Raw genomic sequence first — 26,402 nt, 5'->3', positions numbered from 1 at the left:
TCGGAGGGTAATTAGAAATTCGCTACTTTTGCTCCCCCGTTTAAGGGTTGGGTTTATGATAGAAATTTACACAGACGGTTCATCCAGCGGCAACCCGGGACCGGGCGGTTACGGAGTAATATTGCGCTCGGGACAGCATTATAAAGAATTATCGGGCGGGTTCCGCAAAACTACCAATAACCGTATGGAACTTTTGGCAGTTATTACCGGACTGGAAGCAATCAAAGCACCTAACCAGCAGGTCACCATCTATTCCGACAGTAAATACGTTATCGATTCTATAGAGAAACGCTGGTTGCAAGGCTGGGTTGCCAAAGGTTTTGCTGGCAAAAAGAACAAAGACTTATGGCTGAGGTACCTCGCCATCAGCAAAATGCACCAAATAAAGTTTGTATGGGTACGCGGCCATAATGGCCATCCCGAAAACGAACGCTGCGACGTGCTTGCCGTAGCCGCCGGTAAACAAAAAGATTTATTGATAGATTCCGTTTTTGAAGCGGAAGCGGGGAAATAAGTCCATAGTCGATGGACAATAGTCCATCGACAAAGTTCGTTTAATCTATTCGTTTTACCATGGACTATCGACTATGGTCCATAGACTAAAAAACTACTTCCCTCCCAACTCTATCACATCCAGGCCGTGTATCTTGTCATCCGAGATGCTAAACCTCACTAGCGTGCGCACTTTTTGCCAGCCTTGCTTACCTGCCGCGCCGGGGTTTAAGTGCAGGCAGCTTATCTTTTTATCGTAAACGGCTTTAAGAATGTGCGAGTGCCCGCTGATGAACAGCATGGGTGGGTTCAGGTAGATATCCTTGCGCACTGCGGGGCTGTACTTATCCGGGTAACCGCCGATGTGCGTTATCCATACATCAACGGCCTCGCATTTAAAGCGGAGGTGCTCTGGATATACCTGGCGGATATCCGTCGCATCTATATTGCCGTAAACGCCTTTCAAGGGTTTGAAGGCAGCCAGCTTATCGGCTAGTTCCAGCGTGCCGAAATCACCTGCATGCCATATCTCGTCGCAAGCATCAAAATGCTTGAATACGGCATCATCCAAAAAACCGTGCGTATCTGATATAAGGCCTATACGGGTCATACGCTAAACATTGCCCCAGCCGTGTGCCAGTACATCGGCTATGTGAATAGTTTTAATAGGCAGTTCGTTCTTATCTATATAGCCTTGTAGTTGTAGCAAGCAAGAAGCATCCGTAGAGATGATGTAATCGGCACCTGCTTCTATGGCGTTATCGACCTTTTGCTGCGCCATGGCTGCGGATATCGCATCGAACTTCACGGCAAAGGTACCGCCGAAACCGCAGCAGGTTTCGCTATCTTTCAGGTCTACCAATTCCAGGCCCAGCACTTTTGACAGCAGTTGACGGGGTTCAGCCTTTATTTTGCATTCCCGTAAACCAGCGCAGCTATCGTGATATACGGCACGGCCTTCCAGTTCAGCACCGAAGTAATCTACCTGCAATATATTCACCAAAAAATCGCTCAGCTCGTATATATTGCTTTGGATATTGCGGCATTTATTGTGCGATGTGGTATTGGTAAAAAGATCGTTATAATAGTTACGCACCATGCCAGTACAGGATGCCGAGGGAGATACGATAACGCTGTCTTCGCGGAAATCATTCAGAAATTTACTGCCGATTACCTTGGCGTCGTCCCAAAAACCAGCGTTGAATGCAGGTTGCCCGCAGCAGGTCTGTTCGGGGTTATAGTTAACCTTGCAACCCGCTTTTTCCAGCACCTTTACGGTGTTGAAAGCCGTCTCGGGGTATAATTGATCGATAAAACAAGGAATAAACAGCTCAACATTCATCAGCACATAGTTAGAGTGCGCTAAATTCCGAATTTTCCCTGAACTTTCTTCTCCGTGCCGAGCAAAGAAAATAAAAACAACAGACCGACAACGAAAAAGCCGCATAGCGCCAACGTAGAATTGCGCATACTACCGGTAAGTTCCTGGATGTAACCGAAGCTAAACAACCCGGCTACGATGGCCAGTTTCTCGGTAACATCATAAAAACTAAAAAAGGAGGCAGTATCCGGGATATCCTGCGGAAGGTACTTAGAATATGTAGAACGCGACAGCGATTGTATGCCGCCCATTACTAAACCAACAACTACGGCAATAATGTAAAACTCGGCTTTGGTTTTAGTAAAATAAGCGGCGATGCACACTCCTATCCATATAAATACCACGAAAATCAATACGCGCACATTACCATATTTATCCGAAAGGCGCGACATAACCGTAGCACCAGCAATGGCGATTACTTGAATAATCAGGATAATGGTAATTAATTCAGGCGTTTCCATATGCAGCTCCTGCGCGGCGAATGCCGTGGCCACCAGCATAATGGTTTGCACGCCCATGGAGTAAAAAAAGAATGCCGGCAGGTAACCTTTCAACATCGGCATACCTTTTATCTTTTGCCATACCTTGCCCAATTCAATAAAGCCGCCTTTGATAATGTTTTGATGGCTACCTTGCTCATTGGGGCTACCTTTAGGTAACACTTTAAATGGTATCATAGCGAAGCCTATCCACCAAACGCCCACCATTAAGAAGGAAAGCTGCGCCGCGCTGCCCTTAGTCATGCCAAATGTATCCGGCATCAGCACGAATACGAAACAAATCAGCTGCAACAATACGCTGCCTACGTAGCCGTAAATGAAACCCTTGGCACTCACCTTGTCCTGCATATCCAAAGTTGCAATCTCTGGCAGGTAAGAGTTATAGAACACGAAACCGCCGCTGTAGCCTATAGCGGCAACCGCGAAGCAAATGATACCCCATTCCAAATGAGTCTTATCGAAAAAATAAAGGCCGCAGCAGGCGAGCGAGCCCATCAGCGTAAAAAACTGCATGAACACTTTTTTGCTCCCTTTGTAATCGGCAATGGAAGTGAGGATGGGTAGCAATAGCACCATAATAAGATACGCGAAGGAAAGGGAATAAACCTGCAAAGCGGTGTTGATAAAAGTATGGCCGAAGAAGGTTACTCGGTTGCCATTAGCTGCATTATCCGTAATGGCCACATAGTACGAGGGGAATATGGTGGTGGTGATAACCAGGTTATAGGCAGAGTTTGCCCAATCGAACATGGCCCAGGCACGGATAGTTTTCTTGTTGTTTTTTTCTTGCATCGCGTTTTAAAAGTATGCAAAATAATTAAAGTAAAGTATCAAGCTAAAGCGAATTCTACGGCAACGGCGGAATGTATAGCCGCGGTATCAAACAGCATCATATCCGTGTCGGCGGGCTGGATCAGCAGCGGGATTTCGGTGCAGCCTAAAATTACGCATTCGGCACCTTGCTGCTTTAGTTTATCGATAATCCGCAGGTACGCAGCCTTAGTGTCAGGCTTAAAGATGCCTTTGCCCATCTCACGCAGTAGCGTTTCGTGGATAAAATCGCGGTCGGCTTTATCGGGTGTAAGCACGGCGATGCCTGCGGTTTGTAGTTTATCCGAAAAAAAATGATGTTCCATAGTGAAACGCGTACCCAACAAAGCAATCGTTTTGATGCCCTGTTTTTTGATGGCCGCAGCAGCAGCTTCCGCAATGTGGATGATTGGCAGCCCTATCTGTTGCTGTGCCTCTGCCGCTACCAGATGGGTGGTATTGCCGCAAAATACGATAGCTTCCGCGCCGCTGTTTTTAAGTCCGGTGCCTGCACCTACAATCATTTTCAATATCGCCTCCCAGTTGTTGGTATCGAGGTTCTTGACGATATCGGCGTAGTTGAAAGAATGCAATAGCAACCGCGCAGCATTCACCCCGCCGAACTTATCATTTATACCCTGGTTGATGAAGCGGTAATAATCTATCGTAGAAACCCAACTGGTATCGCCAATAAGGCCTAAAGTTTTCATGGATGAAAACTTTAAATAAAGATACACCAGCCGTCGGCATATGGCGAAATTTTTGTTTATTCGTGTACCCTGGCGATTGAAACGATGAACTTATTGTGCCGATCGTGCTTTTAAACTATTGATTTGACTGAATGCGTAAAGTTTACCTAGCCTTGCTTTTTCTTTTTTTGATTGTCTCGTGTAAAAAAGATGCGCGAGTGAATATGCCACTCACTAAGGATGGAATCCCCGTAACCGTAAAACTCGAGCAGAATAAACCGGGAAACTCCATTTCGCCCCAATTTGAAGGATTGAGTTATGAAACACAACTATTAATTAACAGCCCCAACTATTTAAACGTTAATAACACCTCTCTTATTCAAATGCTGAAAAGCCTTGGCCCCGGCATATTACGGATTGGCGGTAACACCAGCGATGAAATAGCCTGGCAGGGTACTGAACGCACCCCCCTCACCCCAGCTAACACTTTAACTACTTCAGATGTAGATAAACTTGCAGCATTTGCAGATGTTACTGGCTGGAAGGTTCTTTTTGGGCTTAACCTGGGCAATAACGATGTAGGGGCTGCTGTTGACGAGGCCGCGTATGTTGCCGGTAGGCTTAAAAACAACCTTTACCTATTGCAATTTGGTAATGAGCCGGATGTATTTCATTTATACAACCATCGAAGCCCTGTTTATAACTATGATGGATTTAAAGCTGATTGGGAGGCATACTATAATGCTGTAATAATGAGGCTGCCTGGCGCGCCGTTGGCGGGGCCTGACGTGGCATATAACGGCGATTGGATACGCTGGTTCGCACAGGATGAGAGCAGCCATGTAAAACTATTTTCTGGTCATCATTACAATTGTGGGCCGGCATCAAAGGCTGACATCAACTACAAAACTATCTTAGCTCCAAATTACATTTTTCCAAACTTTTTACAAACCCTTAGCGCCTCCGCGGCTAAATATAATATTCCCTTCCGCATAAGCGAATGCAACAGCGTTTACGGTGGAGGAAAGCCTGGAGTCAGCAACGTTTTCGCCGCAAGTTTGTGGGCTCTTGATATGATGTGGCAGGTAGCCGAAAGTAACGCGGAGGGCGTAAACTTTCATGGCGGCAATGGTCTGTTTTATTCTCCGATATCAACAGAAAATGGCAAAGTAGGACCTGTTTACTACGCCATGCTTGCCTTTAAATATGGCAGCAAAAATGGTGTGATTATACCGACTACGCTAATTACAACACAGGAAGTAAACTGTAAAACCTACGCATCAGCAAATACTGATAATAGCTATTCGGTAACGCTGATAAACAAGGGCGAAAAAGATATTTTATTTACATTAGCGTTAAGTAGAAATGCAAGCACTGCAAAAGAGGAAAGGCTTTCAGCACCAGCTATCACATCTGCGGATGGCATTTCTTTTAGCAATAGCACGGTTAGTGCCAATGGCACATTTACACCATCATCTACCGAAAACATCAGCATTAGCAACAAAAGCTTTACGGTAACTGTGAAAGGCAGTAGCGCGGCTGTAGTTACAATAAGATAGCAATAACCAGTTTTTTTTAAAAAAAACCAACTGCTTTACAATTGGTTATGTTTACACATTACTACCAAATATATGAAAGCGATCAGCCTAACTTTATTTCTGCTTTGCTGTGTAACCATTTGCAAAGCACAGTCTGCGCCGGCTACCGATAAAAACGCCTACTGCAGCATAGATAATGCCGCAGCCCTTAAACTTATCGGTAAGCATGCCAAAATAAGCGCCGAGGGCGGCGTTTACTCTACCCTTAATGATAGCGAAAGCCTTAAATGGCCATCCCCCGAAATCAAAGCACTAAGCGGCCGCAGCGGATGGAAAAAATACAAACCAGCCAAAGGCGATGTAGGTACGATAGTGCATGTGTTCATCGATAACGTCAGCACCTCTAAATACATTTACCTTTTGCAAATTAAAGGCATCTACGTACCGGTAGCATGTGGGTATATCGCATTAACGGAGTAGTTGGTATCCCTGACAAATCGTATCTTAGCGTACCATGAAATAGGAATAAAACAGTTTGACACCGCCAGGCAACATGGTGCTTCCCGGCGAAGAAGAGCGGTTGATAAGAGATGTCTATCGCCCCGACATGGAGAAATTCCGCTTGTTTACGCAGATGCTGCGCACGAACCTGGCACCCAAAAAGCTGTAATCCACTATGCCGAAGATAACGTTGACGAAAGAGATAGAAATCTATCCTACCTAACTTAAAACAATCCCAAAAACTTCTTCCGTTTCTTTTTTGGTTTTTCCTGTGGAATGTTTGTTGAGTCGGTCTTTCGTTTAGCCACTGCTATTGCGGCCCGCGCCTTCAGCACTGAATCCCGTAAATGCGCCGCTCTTATTTTTTTCAGGCTATCGAAATTGTAGGAGTTGACGAACAGTAAAGATTTATATGGTTTTACAGTAGCGTTAGCGGCAACGGGGTCATAAGATTTTTCAGGTGTGCTTTTACTGAGTACCGACCACGCGAATAGGCCCATAAACAACACCGTCATAAACACAAGGCCATTGAAAACCGACTTTTGCAAATGCACTACTCCCCCATCAATTTTCAAAATGCCTACCATATCGGGGTCGCTGCGCTCTTGCAACTGCGTTTGCAGCTTTTCGTTTTCGTTCAACAGCGTTGCCGGGCCTATCACATTAAGCGCACCGCCGGTTGCAAGACTACCGCTGATGATAGCGCTATGTAATTCGTTGCCATCTACGTAGCGGCTCTCCGGAGATTTTTGCAGGCATTTGTCAATTATATTCAGCAGCCAGCCAGGCACTTGCATTTCCTGTGCTTTCCTATCGGCATTCCAGGCATCAGGCAAGTTAGCTTTACGCAGTTTCATGGCATCGGGTACCGGTGCTTCGGAGTGGCTCACCATGACGTTATTACGCCCGGTTTCACCATTGCCCAGCAGCGGGAACGGTACCTGCCCGGTAAGGAGTTCGTAAAGGATAATGCCATAGCTGTAAACATCGGTCTGCATCAGCATCTTGCCCTCATGCTGTTCGGGTGCCATAAACTCTATGGCTCCGGCGTTGCGTATGCTACTGCGGCGTTGCTCCTCGCTCATAATGGCCAGGCCAAAATCAAGCAACACATAGTTGCCGGTATGTATATTGTATTTTACGTTGTTGCTTTTAATGTCGCCATGCTTTACGCCCACGGTGTGGCAATGGGCCAGCGCGCAGGCCAGCTGATCAGCCACTTTCAACAATTCCTTCAGCATGAAAATCTTCTCGTGCGGTGGCTGGAGCAGTTCGCTCAGGTCGGGGCCATCGATGTATTCCATTTCGATGAAAGGGAAAGAGCCGCTCTCGGCAATACCAAAGCTGAGTATCTTTACCACATTGGGGTTGGGTATCTCGTTTACCTTCTGCAGTTTGGCTACTTCATTCTGAAAATTACGGTAGTTTTTATCGTCGCCGTTTTCGGCGTAAACCGGCGTGGGTATCAGCTTTACGGCAGAGTATATTAGACCAGTTCGCCGCCCCTTGTACACAGAACCCTGCCCGCCGCTTCGCAACGCACCCAGGTTCTCCAACCCCTCTGCTATGGTAAAAACTTTGCTCATTTATTTGTTTAATGGCTGATAGCTGAATTCCAATACCGCCGATTCGCCTAAAATTACCTGATCGCCCTCCTCCAAGGGATGGCCTATGGTGGTAGAATGCAACTTGATTACGTTCTCACTCTTTTCCGAACGTATCTTCACTTTATTACGCGGCGGTACGCCGCCCTCATCGGCATACAGCACAAAGCGCTGGCTCTCCACGTTCCAGCCTATATGGGCATGCTGGCGGCTTACGTATTTATTGGCTGCGTCGCTGCTTTCTGAAGGGAAGGCAATATGATTCGTACGGAAGAAACCATCGTCGCCCTGGGCTTTTTTATCACGGCCAATGTTCAGCTTTTCGCTGCCCGAGGCAAGGGTATATTCCTTTTCCTCTGTTTCGCCGTTCAGCACCCGTAGGTACGCGGTAGCCGTTTGTTTAATGAAATGTTTATTGGTTTTGATAAAAAAAGCCGCATCAAGATTTGGAAGCAGGGCAGCTTCGTCGGGCACTGCCGCATCAAAGACCACATCGAGCGTCCATCGTTCAGGCAGGCCCAAGTCAAAATCATCGGCTATCCTTTGCACCTCATCCTTAAACAATTCGGGTTGTTCGGCATACACCGCAGCCTCGTACATGTGCCTGTCGGTGGTGCTGCAGTTGAGGAATAAGCTTAGCCCTTTGATGTGGCTACCCTCTCCCCCCTCAGCTTTTTGAAGTTCTTGTTTGATGAATTGCAGCAAAGCATGGCGCACACCCTTCACATCATCAGGGCGGCCTTTTGCATCGCTATTGAACAAATTAAATATCATGTTATTACCCGTATAATTTTATGTGCGATGAACCTTGCCGGTTTTTCATTCAACCCCGGCATTATTCGTTTGTTTGCGCAACGATGTTTTTAATATAGCCCTTTCTCAACAAAAAAGGTATTACGTGTTTCCCGGCCAGTTTCACCGCGTCTGAAGAGCCTTTGGTAGATTCTATCCTTACGCATACTACGATATTGCCTGTGCCTTTTTGCTTGGGCGCGAAGAATACGTACCAGCCATCGTTTATTTGCTGCTTTTTCCAAATACGCTCGGGAGTACCGGTTTTACCCGCCACGGTCAAGCCCAGCGTATAAGCCTTAGGCGCGCTCTGCTCGATCATATATTGGCGAAGCAGTTGTGCGTACCTGGTATCGTTTACCAGCTTGATGCCTGGCTTTACAACATTAACGGAATCACTAAACTTAAGCACGTAACGGTTATTAGGCATGATCCCGCCATTAGCAATACCCGCAGCCAGCCTCGCCACGGCAGCGGGCGTGGCAATCAATTCGCCCTGGCCCCAGGCCATACCCGATATGCCTTTGGCGCGAGTGCGGCGGATGTTGTTAGGATCGTACCGGGGTTTGGTATTGAACTCGGTTTTGCGCCAAAATGCGCGCCATTTATCTTCCTGTACCGGGTTCAACTGCTGGCGACCGTAATAGTAGCCCCCAACGCCATGCAAAAACATCCCGGTTTTAAGGTATAGCGTAGCCATTTCTTCTTCCAGGTGCTCCTGGTTGGCCAGTTTGATGAAGTACACGTTGTTTGATTTTACTACGGCGCGTTCCAGGCTTATCAGGCCGGTTTCATCTGGTTCGATGCCCTTGGTACGTATGCGCTCGAAATCGCTTACCTGAAACTTTTTGTCTGCAGCAGCCAGCCCCAATTTATTGAAGGATGCCAGCGAGGTAATGAGCTTTGCGGTAGAACCCGGCTGCGAGGCGTAGGTGAAGCCAAGGTCGGTAGTGGTCATCCAGTTGCTCAGTTGGTTTTGATCAGCAAGGCTCATGGTCAGCCTTTCCCAATCGTGCACAGGCGGCAGCGGATAAACCGATGAGGCCAGCACATCGCCGGTATTTGATTCCATTACCACTACCGATACGCGGTTATCCAACAGCGACGTGTCAGTTTCCATCGACCGTTGTATGCCGGTTTGCAGGCCTGCATCCAACGTTAGCTGCACATCGCGGTTTCGGTTCTTGAATGAATCTACAGCCATGCTGTTTATGCCTGCTAATAGCAAATGAGATAAAGCGCTGTAATCCTTCTTCACCACCGTCATCTCCTTCACGCCGCGGGGCAAAAAACGGTCCTCGCGGTAGCGGTTTGCGGTAACGTTATAATTGGTTGTGGGCAGTTTAAAGCCGCGCAGTTCGGCAGCATGCTCGTACTCCGCAAAGTAACCGTTGCTGCCACCTGTAAATACGCCGGAGTTTTCGTCGCCTGTCCAAAAGAACATTTGGCCTTCAAAGGGATAATATCTATCCAAACGCTTATGCATCGCCGAATCGATATTGTAGCCACCAACGCCTGCATCCGCCAGTTTGGCCATTTGTCTCTTCACCATCTCGGGCTTGCTGGTGGCCAGCAGAATGCCGTCACGGTCATATATCGACCCCGCCTGCAGCCTATTCATCAGTATGGCGATGCGTGGGTTATAGCTGAACATGCGCGCGCCGCTTTTATCGGCCACCAGTGCGGGCTGCACCACCCATTTTTTATTATTGAACAGGTAGCGCGATACGCTTACGGTAAGTAAGGTAACACCCATTAAGGCGGCAATCAAGGCCGGCACCAGGTTTTTATCCTGCTGATTGGAGATATATTTCATTTGCACAGGCGTGCCCCTTACCTGCGATGCTGATAGCAAAAAGCCAGATGCGAGCAAGTTGGCCACCAACGAGGAGCCGCCATAGCTTTGGAATGGCAGCGACACTCCAGATAAAGGCAAGGCGCCTATCGAGCCCCCCGCTATGAGCAAGAACTGTACGAATGTGGATATACCTACCCCCGCACACAAATAAAACAAGAAAGGCGTGCCCGTTCGCCGCCCGATGATAATGGAGCGGTGCAGGAACAGCAGGAACAGCACGAATATGCAGGTGATACCCGTCCACCCGAATTCCTCGCCCATCGAAGGCAATATCATATCCGTATGCGCTTCGGGAATGGTTTTGGCAAAGCCCTCGCCTACCCCCTGCCCGGATACGCCGCCACTGCTCATCGCCCATAGTCCGTTCGCCACCTGGTCGCCACCGTACACTTCGTTGTTCCAGGGGTCCTGCCAAATGGCTTTCCTATCAACCAAACGCTGCACCGGGCCAGGGAACAGCTTGCCTAAATAAGGTATCTGGTCGATAGTGAGGAATGCGGCCATGATTACGAGCACCATAATAGCCGATTCGCTGAGTTTACGGCGTTGGAAAAGCATCAGCAGAGCAACCACTACAGCAGTGGCCAAAGCCGATAACCAAACGTTCTTCAATATCCACGAACTTAGCACGTAGATAACTACGGCAATGGCCATGAACATAAAATCGCCCCGCGAAAAGGAAAACAAGGCAATAAAAGTGAAGCACACCACCATAGCCGGACCCAAATCGCCCAATAGTAAAAAAAGCAGCAGCGTAAACAAGATGGCTATCAACGCAAAAGCAAAGAACGACCAGCGTTTGGTCCAACTGGTGTATTCGCTGATAAGTTTCTCGTTCGCCGCAAAAAAACCCGCAAGGAAAAGGATGATGAGGTATTTGACGATTTCACTGGGCTGGAAACCGAATAGATTCACCTTTACTCCGCTTCCCTCAGGGCCAGTTCCGAATTTGATGGTCAAGACCAGCAAGCCGGCAGCAATAGCCACCCAGGGCCAGCCGTTTGCGGCACGGGCATTGTTCTTAAAGAGGGCAAGCCTATAAAACCAGGAATCGGCGGTAAAGCGGCGCATTTTGATGAACAGCATTACCAGCAGGGCTACGATGCCTATGCCCAGGTAAACCAGCGAATCGCGGGCCAGGAAGCGGTCGCGCAGCGGGTCTTGCAAACTTAAAAGGGTTACGAAGGATAAGCCTGTTAGTATCATCACCACCGGCAGGATTATCTGGTCGGCTAAAGGAAAACGCCAGGACAAGAACAGATGCACCAACAGGAAAGCGCCCAGGAAACTGCCGGCGATAATCCAAAACCAGCTATTGAACTCGGTCGGGGTGCGTACGATGAACGATTTCTCTTTTTTAAGGATATTGAAATCACGTGTGGAAAGCAACCTTACCGTATGCGGTGCCTGACTGAAATTGAACTCGGCATCCTCATCCAAATCCTCCGTACCCTGCGATGTACCGAACTGGTAGCCCGGCTGCAAGGGTAACACTCTGAAAGCTTTATTATCGGGCAGGTTTTTGAAATGGTATTGGCCGGCTGCATCCGTGCGGGCATATGCCGTAAGCTCCTGCAGTTTTGGCCTGTCTGCGCTATCGGCGTAAAAGGTCTTTTTATAGCCATCGCCGCTTTTTGTTCTGGATTTTACTTCGTCAGTTTCTTCATCGCTATACAGGCTATCCTGCGGCAATATCATATCAAGCCTAACCAATACGCCAGATACACCTTCGCCTTTTGCGGCAATTACCCCGCTGATGCCATGATGGCCAGCCGCGACATCTGTCTCGGCAGGCAGCTTCATTGGGGTAGTACGTTCGCTGAGGAATAACGATGAATCAGCACCGGTATAGCCTAGTAACGAGCGTGATGCCGCGACCCTGCTCTTAAACGATTCGCCACCGTTTTGGAAGGCATCATCGGCAACAATATAGTATTTCTTTTTATTCAGTTCGCCTATGTTATCTATTTTTACGCCGGTGCCTATATTGTTGCCAACGGTAGCGGTAATCAGATCGATATCGCGCTTATCATCGAAATAGTAGCCTTTGGTGAGCAGTTGATGGATCTTGCCCGCAGGGTCTTTATCATTAAGGTTTACCATGGTGCCATCGGCAAGGCGTTTTTCTACATCGGCAAAGCGGGTTTGCAAAACCGTATAGAGCCTGTAAAACAATACCGAAAACAAAATCGCCACCAGCAGCAAAAACACACGCTCTTTCGCCCTTCCGGGGGCGGTTGCTTGCTGCTTATCTCTTTCCATTTGGTGTTGTTGTGAATTTACTTGTCGAATCGGCAAAAAGCACGGTTACCGGGAAACCCTCATTGATGGGTTTGGCCGCAGGCAGCATAAAGCTGCGCAGGATGGGCTGCGCACAGTTAAGGAATTGTACGTTCTTAAGGCGGAGGTCTGTATTATAAGTACTGATTCCAACCACAAAGCCCTGTAGTTTAATATTTTCGAAACCGACAGATTTTGCACCTTTGAACGTCGAAAAAGCTGGTCCTTTATAAGCAGTATCGCATTTTAGCGTAATGGTACCCTTTACCTTTATATACAGCCTTGGCTTGCTGATATCCAGCGTATCGCTGATAATTATAGGCTGTTTAAACAAGGTATCTATAAGCGTAACCGTATCTCCTTTTGCCATATTTATAGCATTCTGCAATTGTATTTCATGCGGGTTACGAGGTGCTTTCTGGCGCACTGTATCTGTCCCAAGAGTTAGCGGTTTGGTTGTCCTATGGGCTTCCTTTTGCCATTGCATATAGCAATAGGCCGCAGCGCCTAAAGATACCAGCAAAAGTATAGTGAGTATAGCTACGGCAAAACTGCCTTTTTTTGCGGGCATCGCTTTTTGTTTATCGGGATTTATGGCGGCTTTTGCCGACGCGTATTCCTTGTTGGCTTGGGCGGCGGGTTCATCGTTTTTTTTTAGCTCAACTGTTGGCGCGATGGCCGTGTGCTGATGCGATGCTTTATCGTTTTGAACCAGAGCTACAGTAACATTATCGTGCCCGCCATTTTTGTTGGCGGAGCGGATGAGACCGGCTGCCTTATCGTGCAGAGAAACAGATTGTGTAATGATGGCCGTTATTTCGCGCTTATCCACCATATCGGTAAGGCCGTCGCTGCAGAGCAGCAGCATATCCCCCGGCAAAAATGGCGATTGCCCTGTTTCGATGAAACTATCGTCGGCATCTATGTTGGTGCCGAAACCCAGGGCTTTGTTTATCTCGTTGCGTTTGGGGTGATCCATGGCTTCGCGCTCCGTAAGCCTGCCCGAATCTTCGAGGAAGCCTACAAACGAGTGGTCCTTAGATATTTTTATCAGCGAGGCATCGCGCAGCAAGTACAGGCGGGTATCACCAACGTGGGCGTAGTAGAACTGGTTGTTAGCAATATCTACCAATGCGATGGTTGCCACACAAGCCATGCTATCCAGCTCTTTTTCTTCGAGCTTCTTGGCAGCGATGGCGTTATTGGCACGTTTAACAGCCTCAATCATAGCAGGAATAGGCTCACCCTTCTTGCTCTCCAGGTAATCCGATATCTGTTCACGGGCAATGGCTGCTGCCACTTCGCCGCCGTTGTAACCGCCCACGCCATCTATAACGCCGGCCAGAATGAGGCCGCTGCCCAGCCGTTCGGCAATAAAGGTATCTTCGTTATTGCTGCGTACCTTGCCGGTATCCGTCAGTCCAAAAAAGTTTTCAGCCATTGTGTTTACCGGAGTTTTTAATGTCAATAAAATGGGTGGCCAGCAGGCATATTACCAGTACCAATAACCCGATGGATAATATCTGCGACATACCTCTACGATTTAAACAGGTTTAAGCCAATAATGCCATTGAGCAATATGCGCGAGTTTACGGGCAGCTCTACCCATTTGGGTGCGTTTATATCACTGGTGGGTACAGCCATTTCATTCAGGGTGGTCATCTCGCCGAAAGAGGCCAGGTAAAACTTGCCATCCGCTTTGTTGAAACGCACCTGCAAATGCGGTGTATTTACCCATTCGCTGGGTACCCTGAATATATTCTGCTCATCGCGTTCCTCGTCGCTGCCCGATACGATGATATCGTCGTCCTTCATCAGGTACTCAACCTTTTTACCGGCGTACTGTTTATCGGGGATGATCGTCTCGAACCTTGCAAGGCTCTTTCTATCAGCTTTAATGGCTTCTTTCTCGCTGTACTCCAAATCCTCCTGGTAAGGTATCTCGAAATAGCCTTCGCTGTAGTAGATGAAGCCTTTCAGGATATCCTGGTTAACGTCGAAAGTTTGGGCTATACCTGTTTGGCGGGGAATGAAGGTTACGCGAAGATTCTCCTCTTTTTTGGCTGGCTGACTATTATCGGGCAGTAGTTTGCCCATGAAGCCTTTATCTCCACGTTGGTAATCAGGATGCGATACCAGCCTGAACACCCACTTAGAGCCAGATGGCTCCACCTTTTTGCCGGCTATACGGTATTCTTTCAGTATTTCGTAAAACTTCTTGACCGTTTCCTGTACGATTAGCCCAAAAAGACCCTGCTTGTTTTCTACGAACTCTTTGTAATCCTCAGCATTAAAGCTGATGATGAATTCATGGTAAAACACTACACGCTCTCCGAAGGAAAGTTCCTTTATCGATTCCCTGAATTTATCTACGATGTAAGCGTAAACATCATTGGGTGTAAGCGGCGGTATCTTGCCTGAAACGCCGCTGCTCTCTTTGGTCAGGAACCAATCCTGTATGCCTATGCGTTGCCAAAAATTCGGTTTTGATTCCATTTGTGATATAAGTTCCGATGATGATTACTGAACATAAAACGTATACAGATGTTTTTTATGTACAGGTGTAATTAAATGTTTTGTTAGCTACGGTTGGGGCGTATCTACCTGTACTTTATCCCGTTCCGCGTTTGTGGTACTGTCTATAACAGCTTGCCTGATACTGTCTGTTACATGTTTGATAGAGTCTCTGATACGCTTTCTTTCGTAAGCATCATTCGCGGGCAAATCGGTTTGTTGCTCAACCGGCGTTTGAGCAGGGGTGTCTGTAGGCGTTTTCAGCGAATCCTGGGTGATGGTCTTGGGTAGCCGCGCGTCTTTCTTATAAAATGCCGCGTAAACCGAAAAACCGATGAATAACACCAACAGGGCCACCAACGCATTGAAACCCAATTTAGATACCGTTATTTTCGATTCGTTATCAGGCATTTGCGATGCTTCATACTCAATTGTTTCGGCAGACAGGGCAGTTTGCAGCTCCAGTATCTGTTGCTGCAACCTTTTGTTCTCGGTCTTCAGTACATCGATATTAGCTTTAGAAACACCCGCAATCCCCGTACCCACCGTTCCGGCCGTCGCCGAAAGGCTGCCGGTAACTATAGCGTCGTGCAGTTCCGGCCCATCGGCAAATCGGTCTTCGGGTTTCTTTTGCAAGCATTTATTAATCAGGTTGATGAGCCAGGCGGGTACCTGCATTTCCTGCCGCATTTTTGCCTCGGGCCAGTCCTCGGGCAGGTTGAGTTTACGGGCGCGGATTGCATCAGGCACCTCTGCTTCCATATGGCCAAGCATAACGGCATTGCGGCCGCTATCTCCCTCGCCAGTAAGCGGGAAAGGCACTTCGCCGGTAAGCAATTCGTAGACGATAACGCCGTAGCTGTATATATCGGTCTGCAACAGCATTTTACCTTCGTGCTGCTCGGGTGCCATAAACTCCACTGCCCCTGCATGGCGTATGCTGCTGCGGCGCTGCTCCTCGCTCATGATGGCCAGGCCAAAATCAAGCAGTACATAATTGCCCGTGTGGATATTGTACTTTACGTTGTTGCTTTTGATATCGCCGTGCTTTACGCCAACTTTGTGGCAATGTGCTAAGGCACAGGCCAATTGATCTGCTACCTTAAGCAATTCTTTCAGGGAAAATATCTTTTCGTGCGGCGGGGCCAGGAGTTCGTTAAGATCGGGGCCATCGATGTATTCCATCTCGATGTAAGGGAAAGAGCCACTCTCGGTAACGCCCCAGCTTAATATCTTTACGATATTTGGGTTAGGTATCTCGTTCACCTTCTGCAACTTAGCAACCTCGTTCTGGAAATTTCGGTAATTTTTATCGTCGCCGCTTTCGGTATGGATGGGTGTAGGTATCAGCTTTACTGCCGAATAGATAGTACCTGTTCGTTTGCCTTTATATACCGAGCCCTGCCCCCCGGTGCGCAATGCGCCAAGGTTTTCCAGCCCCTCTGCTATGGTAAATACTTTACTCATTTATGGTGTTAAGATTTCTGCCGACCGTATAACGGTTAGCTTGCGTTGAAATTACAATAAAGCAATCGCTTTGTTGTGTGTAATGCAAAATTACCCTCGAAAATCTTTAAAAATCTTCAAAATTCTTCAATTTATCGGGTATTTAATTGTCTCACCAAAAACCTACTTTTTCGCAGCGAAAATGCTTCTGATAATAGTTAATACCAAGTTCATCAACTTAAGGGCGGTTGGGTTGTGGCGGTACACCTGCCAAAGCAAAATGGTGCTAAATAATAGCACACCTAATGCCGCTAACAAAATATAAAGCACGGGTTTCGATAACACGATTTTGGCCGGGTGGGCAAACGATTCGGGTGCCTGGAGTTTGTCTACGGCTGTGCGGATGTCGCTATCCTGTACCTTATCCCCTTTCCCGTTTGCACTCAGCAATACGTTTAGGTGGTTGTGGTGCAGCGTAACCTGCTCGTGCAGGTAGTAGGCTTTATTTTCATCGGCAAGGGCCTCGGGCGGGCGGGCATCGTAAAGCAGTATCATTTCAGATATCAACCTATCCTGCAACTGATTTTTGATGAGCTGTAGTTTCAATGCCCATTCCAGTTCGGCAGCGTTGTTCGGTGCGGTAACCGGCACTGCTGCATCAACCCGCGTTTGGTGTAAAGATATAGCCTCGTACAATTCCAGTGCATCGGCATATCGTTCGGTGGGTTTCTTTTGCAGGCATTTCTCCACCAGTTTAAGTAACCAGCCGGGCACCTGCAATTCGGCAGCCTTTTTCGCGTCGGGCCAATCTTCCGGCAAATTCGATCTTCGCTTTTCCAATACATCGGGCACGGTGGCCTCCAGATGCATCAGCATAATGGCGTTGCGGCCATTCTCTCCGTTGCCCGCCAGCACGAATGGCACCTCTCCGGCCAGCAATTCGTACAGGATAATGCCGTAGCTGTAAATATCGCTTTGCAGCAGCATTTTACCCTCGTACTGTTCGGGTGCCATAAATTCTACCGCGCCTGCATTTTGCATGCTGCTGCGGCGTTGCTCTTCGGTCATGATAGCCAGGCCAAAATCAAGCAGGACGTAATTGCCGGTGTGGATATTGTATTTTACGTTATTGCTTTTCAGGTCGCCATGTTTTACGCCGAGGCGATGGCAATGCGCCAGTGCGCTAGCCAACTGGTCAGCTACTTTAAGTACCTCTTTCAGGGTGAAAAGTTTGGGGTGTGGCGGCAGCAGCAGCTCGCTCAGGTCCGGGCCATCGATGAATTCCATCTCTATGAACGGGAAAGAGCCACTCTCGGTAAGGCCCGAGCTTAATATCTTGACGATATTGGGGTTGGGAATTTCGTTTACCTTTTGCAGCTTGGCCACCTCGTTGCGGAAGTTGCGGTAATTTTTATCGTCTTCGTTTTCGGCGTAGATGGGCGTTGGGATGAGTTTTACAGCTGAGTAAATAGTGCCCTGCCGCTTGCCCTTATAAACGGAACCCTGCCCGCCGGTACGCAAGGCACCCAGATTTTCTAAACCTTCGGCAATGGTAAATACTTTGCTCATTTATGGTGCTAATATACTGAACTGAATGTCTGAATCAGAATCTACAGAATGGGAGAATTTTCAGAATGAGAATTGCAATGTGGCATTGCTACGACGCTTAAAGACCCTCGTTTATATTCTGTTAATTCTAAAATTCTGTAAATCCTGATTCAGACGGTATATATTTGCCACAATGAAGATACTATTGATAGAAGACGAGGCCAGGCTGGTATCCATCATCCAACGCGATTTAACCGCCGAGGGCCACGAACTAAGCATTGCGCTCGATGGCACTACCGGACTGCAAATGGCACTAAAGGCCGATTTCCAGCTCATCATACTGGATATTATGCTGCCCGGTATCAATGGTATCGAAGTTTGCCGCCAGCTTAGGCAGGCCAACACCCAGTCGGCAATCCTAATGCTTACCGCATTGGGCACTACCGAAAATATTGTAGTGGGCCTGGATAGCGGGGCCGACGACTACATGGTAAAACCCTTCAGCCTGGCCGAACTGAATGCCCGTATCCGTACCCTTGCCCGCCGCAACGGCAGTAACGCCCCCGCCCCCAACCTGCTACAGGTGGCCGACCTGGTGATCAATACCGACGAACGCTCGGTAACCCGCGCCGGTAAAACCATCGATCTTACGGCTACCGAATACCGGCTGTTGGAATTCCTGGTGAAGAATCGCAACCACATGCTATCGCGCATTGAGATACTGGAAAACGTATGGAACATCGATTTTAACATGGGCACCAACGTGGTAGATGTGTATATCAATTACCTGCGCAAAAAAGTGGATAAGGATTATGAACCCAAACTGATACATACGGTGGTGGGCATGGGATATATCTTAAAATAACTTAAATGAGCATCCAGCGGAAAGTTGCCTTATTATTTTTAGCCCTTACAGTGGCCCTCATAACCATATTGAGCGGAGCGATATTCTACTTTGTGCACCAGTTTACTTTCGAGGATTTTTACAAGCGACTGGAAACAAGGGTCAACGTCTCAGCGCAGATTTACCACCATAACGATAAAGACAGTATCGGTATTTATAAAGAACTGAGGCAGCGTTACCTGGAAAAACTCACTTCTGAAAAGCACTACCTATTAAAACCTGCCGATTATATAAACGGCCATTCCCTAAAAGGCGTACCGGCCGAACTGGTGAACAGCATCATTAGCGATGGCCCAACACGCTATAACACCGACAATGTTTTTTACGCGGGCAATATCTTCAAATTTGCCGATGGCGATGTCATGATCATTGTATCGGCAACAGACCCCTATGGCTTTAATGAGCTGAACAATCTGCAACATGTATTACTCATCGGTTTCGTACTATCGGTTGTTGTAGCCTACCTTATCGGCAAACGTTTTTCTTACCTCACCTTTCAGCCGGTGCGCAAGATCATCAAACGGGTAAATACCATCACCGCCAGTAACCTGCATTTGCGGCTGGAAGATTACGACGGTAAGGACGAGGTAGCCGAGCTTACCCAAACCTTCAACAACATGCTCGACCGGCTGGAGACCGCCTTCGAAACGCAGAATAACTTCGTAAGCAATGCTTCGCATGAGTTACGTACGCCCCTGGCCGTGATAAAAGGCGAAGCGGAACTGGCACTGAAAAGCCTGGATAAACCCGGGGCTGATACCCGCAGCACCCTAAGCACGATACTCACCGGGGCGCAAAGCCTGCAGGATATTATCACCAGCTTGCTAGGCCTGGCCCAAACCGGTTTCGACGGCAAAAAACAAAACTGGGAACTGATACGCGCCGATGAACTGATCTGGCTGATCAAAGAAGCAGTGGACAACATCATCCCCGAAAACAAACTCAGTATCGATTTATCGGCCCTACCCCAGGAAGAAGAACGCCTGTTGCTGATGGGCAACCCCAACCTACTAAAGCTCGCCCTGAGTAATATTGCCCTTAACGCCTGCAAATACTCCGAAAACAAACCGGTAAGCCTAAAACTGATCGCAGAGAACAAAAGTGTTATTTTCAGCATACAGGATGAAGGCATCGGTATCCCCGAGGGCGATGTACAGCATATCTTCGAGCCATTTTTCCGGGCATCCAATACCGGCAATTTCGAAGGGCACGGCGTAGGGCTGCCACTGGCCCTGAACATCGTACGCCTGCACAAGGGCAGTATCGCTATCGCTTCCAAGGTTGATAAGGGCACCACCATCCGGGTGATGTTGCCGGTGCATGGCCCCGCAGCCCCACCTAAATCCTCCCCGGTAGGGAGGACTTAAAAATTGAAGCTAAAGTCTCCCCCACCGGGGGAGATTTAGAGGGGGCCTCATTTTTTTTTAAACTCTAATCAGTTTCTAATCCTCCTCTTAAACGGTTTTAATACCCGGTGCCGACTATTGTATCAAACAATAAAAAACATCGATATGAAAACCACAAACATCTTAATCCCGACTGATTTTAGTTTAACATCGTTGCAAACCATCCCTGCTTTGATGCAGCGCCAGCCCGGCAAAAAGTTCAATATCCTGCTGGTTAATTTCCTGGGACTGTCTGACTCTATCTCCGATTTGCTGATGCTATCGCGACGCAGCCGCGAGTACGAGCATATAACCCAGGAATTTATGGACGAATGCACCCGTTTGGCGAGGCAATATCCTAATCAAATAGAAAGCCTGCAAACTGAATTCTTTTACGGTAACACCGTTGCAGTGTTCAAGAATTACCTGGAAGCAAGAGAGGTTGACCAAATAGCCAAACTAAAAGATTATAACTGTGCGCTAATCACCCCAAACAGCTATGAACCCACGCAACTGCTGGAGCGTAGCAAATACCCGGTGCTAACCGTGCAGCCGTTTACGCCTTCGCCGCAGCTTGCCAAAGTGAAAGCATTGCACACCATTGAAGAAATGGAATGGCAGGAATTTTAAGCCAATCCGCACATCATCTAACATCTAACAAAAAACATTATGCTATTAAAAGATAATATTCCCGTTACCTACCTGGTAGGCAAAATTAAAAACGAATTGCTGCTCATTGCAGCCTATGCCGTGGCTATCGCCGGGTTCCATTACTTCTTCCCGCAGTTCCGTATATCTATACCCATTGCGGTGCCGGCCATACTGGCCACCATCATATCGCTGTTGCTGGCGTTCCGCTCTAACCAGGCTTACGACCGCTGGTGGGAAGCACGTGGCCTTTGGGGTGCCATCGTAAACGAATCGCGCTCGCTTACGCGCCAGCTGATCACCTTTTTAGATGCCGGCAACGAAGAGGAAGAAAACTTTAAAACGCGTTTTGTGCGCAGGCAGATAGCCTGGTGCTATTCCCTTAGCCAGTCTTTACGCGGGCAGAATTGCTATATCCGCAGCATCGATTTTTTGGAGGAGGAGGAAGTGAAATTTAGTCGCCGCTATACCAACGTGCCCAATAGCCTGCTTAAGCTGCATGGCATGGATACCCAATTGGCTTATAAAAACGGCTGGCTGAACGATTACCAACAGGTAGAGATAGACCGCACGCTAACCCGCCTGTGCGACGCCATGGGTAAATGTGAACGGATAAAGAACACCGTCTTCCCATCTACCTATAGCTCGTATATCCATTTTTGCCTGTACCTGTTTATTACACTGCTGCCTTTCGGGCTTATTGAGTTCTTCGGCATATTCGAGGTACCACTGATCATCGCCATAGCTGCTGCATTTTTACTGGTTGAAAAAATGGCCATCCACCTACAGGATCCGTTCGAAAACAAGCCCACAGATACGCCTACCACAGCTATATCGCAAACCATTGAGCGCGACCTGAAAGAGATGCTGAACGATAGCCAAAAAGAAACTATACCGCATCTGAAGCCCGCACGCACCGAAGAAAAGGTATTTTATATATTGTAAATAACGCTTGCTCATCAAATAACAATAACAGCTCTGCCGGCACCCGGCGGGGCTTTATTGTTTTATCGGGGTCTCGGCTTTAAGGGCATCGCCTTTCTTAACAGTTTTAAAGTCGAAATTCATGAAATCGCTGTCCTGCGGTATCTGAATATCGATGCCCTGCAACACCGCAATCTCCACCTTTACCTTGTTAACGGCCATATCTGTCATGTGACCGCCTTTGGTCATGTCGGCAGACAGGAAATGGAAGTGGTAATTGGCAATGGTAACGCTGCTGAGGTATTGCGGCAGCTTAAAGCCAATGAGCGTGCCACTGATATTGGGCATGCTGAAGAAGTGCTGCCGATCTAAAATGCTCGCCAGGGGTAAAAAAGGTTCTTTATCCGCCCTGGGGAAGGCACGGGTTTTCACTAGTGCAAATTCGCCGCTGACGCGGATGGCGTAAAGGCCGTTGGCTTTTTTGAGGTAATAGTCTATCTGGCCCAATACCGTTTTCTTATCCGCAGGCGAATTGATGTAGAAAGCGGTATCGGCCTTGAAGTTGGTAGATAATACCAGCGGTATCTTTGCGGTATCAGCCATTAGCGTAGTTTCTCCCGTTGCACGGGTTTGATAGGCTTTGCCGTTGTAGATGATCAGTTCGCCGTCCAGCACATCCGGCGCGCCAAGGCCGAAATCGCCATGAGGCAGCATCTCTTTTACGGGCAACGTACCATGGTAAAGCCCCGCCAAAAAAGCATCGGCTATGCCGTATTGATACATGTAGTTGTATTTTTTTTGCTGGGCTGAAACTTGCAGCGTTAGCAAAAGGCAAAATAAGGCGGAAAGGATTTTCATGGGCAGGTTTTTATGATTGCCCAAGATATCCAAAATAGGCAAGGTAACGAAACGGTAAAGCCGTACCGGTAGGCGAAGCACGCTGATCATCTACCTGCCTGCTCAAAATCCCCATTAAAACCTCTCGCTCTATTAACAAACACCTGATCAAAAAACCTCTCAACTATCTTAATTAAGTAAGCCGAAAAAATATTACTTTTGTTAAACCCTGCATGAGCGAGCACAACTACAAATACACCGACGAGCAACTGAACCTTAGTCAGGCTGCTGATTACAATTTGTTGTTACAGATTGACGCGCATAGTTTCAGCTATGCCATTGCCCACCATAAAAAATTATTGGCCTGGGCCGAGAATTGCCCGCTGGCCGAACTAACAAAACCGCAGTGGTTACGCGAAGTGCTTACCGCCAACTACAAAAAAGTTATCACGGGCTTAACTGCGGGCGGTTTTACGCTGATGCCCGAAAGCTTGTTTGATGATGAATATGCGGCAAAAGTGGCCCGCCTACTTGATGTGCAGGAGAACGATATGGTGTACGCCCAGCCACTCGATAGCAAAAACACCATTATTTATAAAGTAGACGAAGCCGCCGCTGCTACGCAGGGCACCTTCCAAAACGAAACCATCGTTTACCGCGCTAAAGGCTGGATAGAGGCCATAGCCAGCAACTACCCCACCAGTACCGATTTGTACCTGAACATAGAGAACGGCGTAGTAGAGATTTTAAACTTTAACTACAGCGGGCTGCGTTTTTATAACAACTTTGCCTACAAGAGCCACGAGGAACTTGCCTACTTTGCCGCCTTTGTGGCCGATGAACTGGGCCTCACACCCGAAAAGCTAACTTTGGTACTTAGCGGCGATATCAACGATTCGGATAAGAGCTTCACTTACCTGGCCGAGTTTTTCGGCAAAGTACGCATCAACGATATTAAGGTGCTTGTATTGCCGCAGCAGGTAGTGCCGCATAAAATACTAAGCCTTGCCGCTTTATCACTATGCGCATTATAGGGGGACGCTTAAAGGGGCTGCGACTTAACCCGCCAAATAATCTGCCGGTACGGCCCACTACTGATATGGCCAAAGAGGCGCTATTCAACATCCTGCTTAATCAAATTGAGTTTGAAGATATCATCGTGCTGGATCTTTTCAGCGGCACCGGCAATATCTCCATGGAGTTTGCTTCGCGGGGCGCGGCGCAGGTTACCAGCGTAGACCGCAGCCAGCAATGCGTTTTTTATTTAAAAGATACCGCCCGCCAGCACGGCCTTACCCAGATACAAACTTTTAAGGCCGACGTATTCAAATACCTGGATATGGAGAGCGAACAATACGACCTGGTATTTGCCGACCCACCTTACGACCTCAACAAGATCCCCGAGATACCTAAAATCGTTTTCGATAAGCAATTACTTAAACCAGGTGGCCTGCTCATCGTAGAACACCAATCGCTACAGAACCTAAGTAACCACAAGGCTTTTGTGGAGCAAAGGAAATACGGGCATTCGTCTTTTTCGTTTTTTAGAGCGGAGGAAGAAGCTCCTTGAATATCGAACACCGAATATCCAATGTCGAATAACGAAGGAAAAAGCAATTCGGCGTTGGGTGTTCAGAATTCATTATTCGAAATTTAATTTAGTCTTCTAAAATCCCCTCTACACCGCCCGCAGCACCTTCACCCCACGCTCCTCATAATCCTGCATTACCTCTGCCCCTGCATTTGTAATAATGGCATCCACTATATCCAAACCGCCAAAATTCAAATACGTTTCGCGGCCTATTTTGCCGGCATCGCAAAGCAGGTAGGTGTATGCACTGTTGCCGGCGAAGGCTGTGGTAATGCCTGCTTCTTTTTCGCTATTGGCGAAAAGGCCGTTTAGAGAAATACCATCTACCCCTAAAAACGCTTTGGTGGCGCGGTACCGCGCAATGTGCTCGTTGGCTATGATGCCATGCATTGCCTGTCGTGCATCGTCCAGTTCACCGCCGATGATGTTCAAACTAACAGCACTATCCTGCAACTCATAAATAACAGGCAGCGAATTGGTTATTACCTTTATCCTCTTGTTCTTAATAAACTGGCAAAGCCGGAAAACCGTGCTGCCGCAATCCATAAAAATAATATCGCCCTCCTGTATCTGCGCAGCCGCTACCCGGCAAATGGCATCCTTAACCTCGGCGTTCTGCGCCGTTTTGTTGACGAAGGCATGCGGACGCTCCTGCGGGTTCACCTTTACCGCCCCGCCGTGGGTGCGGTAAAGCAGGCCATCGGCGGCCAGTTGATTAAGATCGCGCCGGGCGGTAATTTCAGCTATGCCTAATTCGGCAGCCAGTTTTTTGATATCTACCTCGCCCCTGCTATCCAGTTCCTCAAAAATTTTTTGCTTCCTCTTTTGAAAGTTCATTTTATTATCCTGTAATTTGTTCAAATATAATCAATATCAATCAATTTCGTTCAATTTTAAATATGGATAACATCAAGATCCTTAAAACCGAGATACTTTCCGACAATTGGTACACGCTAAAGAAGATAACCTTTGAAGGCAGGGTAAAAGATGGCAGCACCATAATCCAGGTGCGCGAGGCTTACGACCGTGGCAACGGATCGGTAATACTGCTGTACAATCCCAAACAGGGTACCGTAATACTTACCCGGCAGTTTAGGTTACCTACATACATCAATGGCAATGAGGATGGTATGATGATTGAATGCTGTGCGGGACTACTGGACGATGATAACCCCGAGGAATGCATCCGCCGCGAAACAGAAGAGGAAACCGGCTACCAGATCCATTCGGTGCAAAAGGCTTTCGAACTATATATGTCGCCTGGCTCGGTTACCGAGATCCTTTATTTTTTTGTGGCCGAGTACGATAGCGACATGAAAGTGAACGAAGGCGGTGGCGCCGCAGATGAACATGAGAACATCGAAGTGTTGGAATTGTCTTTCGCCGATGCGCTGGGGATGGTAGCCACCGGAGAGATACGCGATGCCAAAACCGTTATCCTGTTACAATACGCACAAATCAATAAGCTCTTATCATGAAGAAAGCCTTAACCATCCTCATCGCCGGGCCATACCGCTCGGGCACTAATGACGATCCCACCATGATGGCCCAAAACCTGCAGCGCATGGAAGAACCCGCTTTAGCATTGTTCCGCGCCGGGCATATCCCCATTATCGGCGAGTGGTTCGCCCTCCCGCTTTTAAAGCAAGCCGGCTGCAAATATGCCGGCGACGAAATTTACGAGGAGATATCCTACCCCATTGCCCGCCGGTTGATTACCCGCTGCGATGCCATCCTGAGGATTGAAGGCGCATCAAAAGGTGCCGACGGCGATGTAGTCTTTGCCGAAAACATGGGATTGAAAGTGTACTATGATCTGGAGGAGTTATTGAACGACGCAAGGAATTAATATCGAATGGTGAACACTGAAGGAAAAAAAGAGCGGGAAATCACTTTACAATTTAGCTATTAATAAATTGATTAATAATTAATTATAAAGGTTACATAAACATAAAAAAAGTCTGTCGAATTATTTTCGGCACCCCAAGCGGCATGCAAGTTGGCCGCATGGTGGCTACCTTTATGATGGGGTTCTGAAAAAATTTCAGAATGACGGGTGTGTTAAATTCGATATTCAAAAAACGTCATGCCGAACTTGTTTCGGCACCGCACACGGCGGGTAATCGGCATGCAAGTGGGTAGCATGGTGGTTACCTTTAT

25 protein-coding genes are annotated in these 26,402 nt (G+C 47.8%); 12 read left to right on the top strand and 13 right to left on the bottom strand.

Translation table 11 applies throughout. The features are described from left to right. Positions 1-55 precede the first annotated feature (55 nt). Complete coding sequence (gene rnhA, locus E2R66_RS06745) at positions 56-514, top strand: ribonuclease HI (protein WP_133227573.1); 459 nt, start codon at positions 56-58, stop codon at positions 512-514. A 93-nt stretch (positions 515-607) separates the two neighbouring features. Here the strand turns inward: rnhA and E2R66_RS06740 are convergent, their stop codons facing one another. From E2R66_RS06740 to E2R66_RS06725, 4 genes are read right to left on the bottom strand one after another with little or no spacing between them, the layout of a single operon-like run. Further along, the gene (locus E2R66_RS06740; RefSeq protein WP_133227575.1) at positions 608-1,102 is read right to left on the bottom strand and encodes a metallophosphoesterase family protein; all 495 of its coding nucleotides are present in this window, start codon (positions 1,100-1,102) and stop codon (positions 608-610) included. Positions 1,103-1,105: 3 nt separating this feature from the next. Then, positions 1,106-1,834 carry a (Fe-S)-binding protein gene (locus E2R66_RS06735; protein ID WP_133227577.1) on the bottom strand — a complete coding sequence of 243 codons (729 nt, stop codon included), beginning with the start codon at positions 1,832-1,834 and terminating at the stop codon, positions 1,106-1,108. Positions 1,835-1,854: 20 nt separating this feature from the next. After that, the gene (locus tag E2R66_RS06730) at positions 1,855-3,165 is read right to left on the bottom strand and encodes an MFS transporter (RefSeq protein ID WP_133227579.1); all 1,311 of its coding nucleotides are present in this window, start codon (positions 3,163-3,165) and stop codon (positions 1,855-1,857) included. A gap of 38 nt (positions 3,166-3,203) precedes the next feature. Next, entirely contained in the window at positions 3,204-3,893 is a 690-nt protein-coding gene (locus E2R66_RS06725; RefSeq protein WP_133227581.1) for an aspartate/glutamate racemase family protein, read from the bottom strand. A 203-nt stretch (positions 3,894-4,096) separates the two neighbouring features. Between E2R66_RS06725 and E2R66_RS06720 the strand changes: the two genes are divergently transcribed. From E2R66_RS06720 to E2R66_RS29105, 3 genes are all read left to right on the top strand, one after another. Beyond that, positions 4,097-5,431, top strand: a complete 1,335-nt coding sequence (locus E2R66_RS06720) for a hypothetical protein (protein ID WP_240049248.1) — start codon at positions 4,097-4,099, stop codon at positions 5,429-5,431. A 72-nt stretch (positions 5,432-5,503) separates the two neighbouring features. After that, positions 5,504-5,890 (top strand): hypothetical protein, encoded by a 387-nt coding sequence (locus E2R66_RS06715; RefSeq protein WP_133227585.1) that lies wholly within the window; start codon positions 5,504-5,506, stop codon positions 5,888-5,890. A gap of 55 nt (positions 5,891-5,945) precedes the next feature. Continuing rightward, positions 5,946-6,080, top strand: coding sequence for a hypothetical protein (locus tag E2R66_RS29105; RefSeq protein WP_262710292.1), 135 nt, complete (start codon positions 5,946-5,948; stop codon positions 6,078-6,080). A 55-nt stretch (positions 6,081-6,135) separates the two neighbouring features. On the opposite strand, the gene E2R66_RS06710 is transcribed toward E2R66_RS29105, so the two are convergent. The 7 genes from E2R66_RS06710 to E2R66_RS06680 all read right to left on the bottom strand — a co-directional run bounded on the left by E2R66_RS06710 (position 6,136) and on the right by E2R66_RS06680 (position 17,974). Further along, positions 6,136-7,497 (bottom strand): serine/threonine protein kinase, encoded by a 1,362-nt coding sequence (locus E2R66_RS06710; protein ID WP_133227587.1) that lies wholly within the window; start codon positions 7,495-7,497, stop codon positions 6,136-6,138. Continuing rightward, entirely contained in the window at positions 7,498-8,289 is a 792-nt protein-coding gene (locus tag E2R66_RS06705; RefSeq protein ID WP_133227589.1) for an FHA domain-containing protein, read from the bottom strand. Positions 8,290-8,350: 61 nt separating this feature from the next. Beyond that, positions 8,351-12,427, bottom strand: a complete 4,077-nt coding sequence (locus E2R66_RS06700; protein WP_133227591.1) for an FtsW/RodA/SpoVE family cell cycle protein — start codon at positions 12,425-12,427, stop codon at positions 8,351-8,353. After that, entirely contained in the window at positions 12,414-13,886 is a 1,473-nt protein-coding gene (locus tag E2R66_RS06695) for a PP2C family protein-serine/threonine phosphatase (RefSeq protein WP_133227593.1), read from the bottom strand. Before E2R66_RS06695 ends, E2R66_RS06700 begins: the two co-directional genes overlap by 14 nt. Before the next feature lie 95 nt (positions 13,887-13,981). Then, the gene (locus E2R66_RS06690; RefSeq protein WP_133227595.1) at positions 13,982-14,941 is read right to left on the bottom strand and encodes a hypothetical protein; all 960 of its coding nucleotides are present in this window, start codon (positions 14,939-14,941) and stop codon (positions 13,982-13,984) included. An 87-nt stretch (positions 14,942-15,028) separates the two neighbouring features. Beyond that, on the bottom strand, positions 15,029-16,426 hold the full coding sequence (locus tag E2R66_RS06685) for a serine/threonine protein kinase (RefSeq protein WP_133227597.1): 1,398 nt from the start codon (positions 16,424-16,426) through the stop codon (positions 15,029-15,031). 162 nt (positions 16,427-16,588) lie between these two features. Then, positions 16,589-17,974 (bottom strand): serine/threonine protein kinase, encoded by a 1,386-nt coding sequence (locus E2R66_RS06680; RefSeq protein ID WP_133227599.1) that lies wholly within the window; start codon positions 17,972-17,974, stop codon positions 16,589-16,591. A gap of 172 nt (positions 17,975-18,146) precedes the next feature. On the opposite strand from E2R66_RS06680, the gene E2R66_RS06675 reads away from it, so the two are divergent. The 4 genes from E2R66_RS06675 (at position 18,147) to E2R66_RS06660 (ending at position 21,835) form a co-directional block, all read left to right on the top strand. Further along, on the top strand, positions 18,147-18,818 hold the full coding sequence (locus tag E2R66_RS06675; protein ID WP_133227601.1) for a response regulator transcription factor: 672 nt from the start codon (positions 18,147-18,149) through the stop codon (positions 18,816-18,818). Between the two features lie 5 nt (positions 18,819-18,823). Beyond that, positions 18,824-20,224, top strand: coding sequence for a HAMP domain-containing sensor histidine kinase (locus E2R66_RS06670; RefSeq protein ID WP_133227603.1), 1,401 nt, complete (start codon positions 18,824-18,826; stop codon positions 20,222-20,224). Positions 20,225-20,368: 144 nt separating this feature from the next. Next, positions 20,369-20,872, top strand: a complete 504-nt coding sequence (locus E2R66_RS06665) for a hypothetical protein (protein WP_133227605.1) — start codon at positions 20,369-20,371, stop codon at positions 20,870-20,872. 39 nt (positions 20,873-20,911) lie between these two features. Continuing rightward, on the top strand, positions 20,912-21,835 hold the full coding sequence (locus E2R66_RS06660; RefSeq protein ID WP_133227607.1) for a bestrophin family protein: 924 nt from the start codon (positions 20,912-20,914) through the stop codon (positions 21,833-21,835). 54 nt (positions 21,836-21,889) lie between these two features. Here E2R66_RS06660 and budA read toward each other — a convergent pair whose 3' ends face one another. Further along, positions 21,890-22,672 carry an acetolactate decarboxylase gene (gene budA / locus E2R66_RS06655; RefSeq protein ID WP_158288347.1) on the bottom strand — a complete coding sequence of 261 codons (783 nt, stop codon included), beginning with the start codon at positions 22,670-22,672 and terminating at the stop codon, positions 21,890-21,892. Positions 22,673-22,884: 212 nt separating this feature from the next. On the opposite strand from budA, the gene E2R66_RS06650 reads away from it, so the two are divergent. Together E2R66_RS06650 and rsmD are read left to right on the top strand one after the other, a co-directional pair. Next, positions 22,885-23,685 (top strand): DUF3822 family protein, encoded by an 801-nt coding sequence (locus E2R66_RS06650; protein WP_133227611.1) that lies wholly within the window; start codon positions 22,885-22,887, stop codon positions 23,683-23,685. Continuing rightward, positions 23,673-24,221 carry a 16S rRNA (guanine(966)-N(2))-methyltransferase RsmD gene (gene rsmD, locus E2R66_RS06645; protein WP_133227613.1) on the top strand — a complete coding sequence of 183 codons (549 nt, stop codon included), beginning with the start codon at positions 23,673-23,675 and terminating at the stop codon, positions 24,219-24,221. Before E2R66_RS06650 ends, rsmD begins: the two co-directional genes overlap by 13 nt. 108 nt (positions 24,222-24,329) lie before the next feature. On the opposite strand, the gene E2R66_RS06640 is transcribed toward rsmD, so the two are convergent. After that, complete coding sequence (locus E2R66_RS06640) at positions 24,330-25,079, bottom strand: DeoR/GlpR family DNA-binding transcription regulator (RefSeq protein WP_133227615.1); 750 nt, start codon at positions 25,077-25,079, stop codon at positions 24,330-24,332. A 62-nt stretch (positions 25,080-25,141) separates the two neighbouring features. Between E2R66_RS06640 and nudK the strand changes: the two genes are divergently transcribed. Together nudK and E2R66_RS06630 are read left to right on the top strand one after the other, a co-directional pair. Next, positions 25,142-25,720, top strand: coding sequence for a GDP-mannose pyrophosphatase NudK (gene nudK, locus E2R66_RS06635; protein WP_133227617.1), 579 nt, complete (start codon positions 25,142-25,144; stop codon positions 25,718-25,720). After that, positions 25,717-26,091 (top strand): DUF4406 domain-containing protein, encoded by a 375-nt coding sequence (locus E2R66_RS06630; RefSeq protein ID WP_133227619.1) that lies wholly within the window; start codon positions 25,717-25,719, stop codon positions 26,089-26,091. The genes nudK and E2R66_RS06630 overlap by 4 nt, the downstream gene beginning before the upstream one ends. Positions 26,092-26,402: the final 311 nt, after the last annotated feature.

Source organism: Mucilaginibacter psychrotolerans (genome assembly GCF_004519315.1).
GTDB lineage: Bacteria > Bacteroidota > Bacteroidia > Sphingobacteriales > Sphingobacteriaceae > Mucilaginibacter > Mucilaginibacter psychrotolerans.
This window is presented reverse-complemented; position numbering and strand designations above follow the sequence as displayed.